We start from the raw sequence: 2,665 nt of genomic DNA, 5'->3' as shown, positions 1-2,665 counted from the left end.
AATTTACACTGGTATTTTACCATGTGATGGAATTTATCAAAGGGATACGAACACTGCTTTGATTTATGCTTTGCAGTCAGTGGAAGGTATGGATACTGGAACTGCTAATGGTTATTATGGTCCTGGTACGATCAATAAAACACCAACTGTTAATTCTGGCGCAACTGGGGCAATCGTTAAAATTATTCAATATGGTCTTTACGTTAATGGTTTCTATTCAGGCGCCTTCAATGGCCAATTTACACAAAATGTTGCCGACGGTATAGTTTCCTTTAGAAAATTCATGAAGTTGCCTCCTTATACTTCAACTGCTGACCTAACTGTGATCAAAGGCTTATTAACTAGTAATGGTAACACTAACCGATCTTCAGATGGTGTCGACATGGCTACTCAAATCACATCAGCTGCTACGGCTAAATCACTGAAAGCAGCTGGCTATAACATTATCGGCCGTTATTTGACAGGAAGCGTCGGGACTGGTGCTGATAAACGAGATAAAAATTTGACTAACACTGAAGTTAAACTGCTATTAGATGCTAACCTTAAGATTTTTCCGATTTACGAAGATGGAGGTTATGAAGAAAGTTATTTTAATAGCAAGCAAGGTTTCGCAGACGCTTCTATTGCCGTTAATACTGCACGTCAGCTTGGCCTACCAAGTGGGACAGTTATCTATTTTGCCGTTGATGTTGATATTCAAGATGGAAACATGAGTAGTACGGTTGTCCCCTATTTCGAGGGTATTACTGGTATTATAGGATCAACTGAATATAAAGCAGGTATTTATGGAACACGCAATGCGTGCTTGCATGTAAACCACTTAGTTAAGTATAGTTTTGTTGCTGATATGTCTTCTGGATGGAGCGGAAATTTAGGGTTCAAAATGCCTGAAAATTGGAGCTTTGATCAATTCAATGAATTTACTGGAGCTTCAACAGGGATTGATATGGATCAAGTTGCTGTCTCTGGTAAAGATAACGGAGTTTCTAAAGTTACCAAAGTTAATATAAATCCTAACGCTGCTTTCTTTACCCAACTGCAACAAGTAGAAGACCAGGCATATAGTTATATCAGCGGTGAAAGCTCTTCAACACCTGCTGAACAACTTGTTACCCAATTTTATAGACAATTTTCCTATTCTTCACCAAGTTGGGCACCCTTGGCCGGTGGATTAAATACTAGCTGGTTAGCATTCGCAAACTCAGCATTACATGTTTCAAAAGAAAGTGACTTCGAAACTCTTTATGATAGTACTACTGGCATAAAAATTGGCTTACCACACATGATGGCTTCTTTAAACGCACTTTTATTTTGGGGAGAACCACAGTCAGCCTCAGGAATTCAGGACCTTGGGGGCTGGTGTGGAGATCTTTTAACAAGTATAGAAGATGCTCATCTTAACCAGAAAAAATACGGCTCTTTTTATGAATCAATTACTGCATATGTAGGTAATAAAGGGCAATTTGGAAGGGAAGATTTGGTTGACGATTTGGATGCACTTAACGTTTACAGTACAATCCATTCGCAAAACAACCAAACTATATCCAAAATTATTAAAACTTATTACACCGGTAATGAAAGCTCCGTTCGCTTTAATTCTTACCTAAGTAATCGTTTTGATGATGACCTTGATTCACTACAGAACGACACATATACTCTTTTAAAAGGTGGTACAGGTTCATGGGGTGCAGCTTATAAAACCGCTTTATTGGCTTTTAAAAAGTTTAAATTACAAAAATATCCTTCTTATACTGACAGTGAAGCAAAAGACGCCGCTAAAGCTTTTCGCAAGTTAATTGAACAAAACGCATAGAAAGTAATAAGCAAAATGATAAACTATATATATTAGTTTATCATTTTACTTATTTTAGTTTTTTACTTTTATCTAAAAAATAGAAAGAGGTGCTAAATCAGCCTTGTACTCATGGTTAATCGTAATATTAGTTGTTTTTTTTCTCATAACAATTGATTTTTTATATTTATGTGACCATATAAATGATACTATCATTGAAAATGGCTATTTTAAAAACATTCTTACAATTATTATTTCAATTTTATCTAGTTGGTTCATCTCCAAATATTTGGGCCCTTTTTTTCTAAATTTCACTTCAGAAGTTGGAGTTACCAATTCATTCGGCTTTATATTAATAATTGTTGCATTAATAGGCTTTTCACTCCTATTCAACGCTGCAAGGCATGACATTGTAACTAGGAAAAAAACTGTACAGCAGGCTCAAAAAAAATACTTCAGACACAATCAAGTCCTAACTTTTTCTATGGTTCATTACGTAATCGGAATAAGTAGTGTTGTAATAGTTAATAGCATTGTATATTTACCAATCTTCCTCGACTTTTTAATTCCGATTCCCAAAAGTTACCCTGGTAACGTTGAAAAAATTGAACTCCAAGAATTCATTACTTTTATTATTACTCTTGTAATGCCTTTTTTAATCATAGTTTTTACCCCCTTTTCTTTGAAAAAATTACTCTCCCATTTCAATAAATAGGGTCCATTATCTAGTATAGACCCTATATATTCATAGCCCCTTTCTGTTTGGTGTTAAAGTATTAGTCATCGATGTCATGCACTATCTTGTTTAGCTCCGTTTTGATGGAACTGGAAATATTTTCTAGATTGAAATGATTATATATTTCTTTATCCTTA

At 35.1% G+C, this 2,665-nt stretch carries 1 protein-coding gene; it reads left to right on the top strand.

Features of this window, described 5'->3' with window-relative positions; translation table 11 throughout:
* Positions 1-1,813: glycoside hydrolase domain-containing protein (locus tag KGF65_RS16480; RefSeq protein ID WP_216788256.1), on the top strand; the 1,813-nt coding region annotated here is incomplete at its 5' end.
* Positions 1,814-2,665: the final 852 nt, after the last annotated feature.

Origin of the sequence: Lactiplantibacillus sp. 30.2.29 (genome assembly GCF_018991255.1) — a bacterium.
GTDB lineage: Bacteria > Bacillota > Bacilli > Lactobacillales > Lactobacillaceae > Lactiplantibacillus > Lactiplantibacillus pentosus.
The sequence above is the reverse complement of the archived record's forward strand: the minus strand, read 5'-3'. Positions and strand labels throughout refer to the sequence as shown.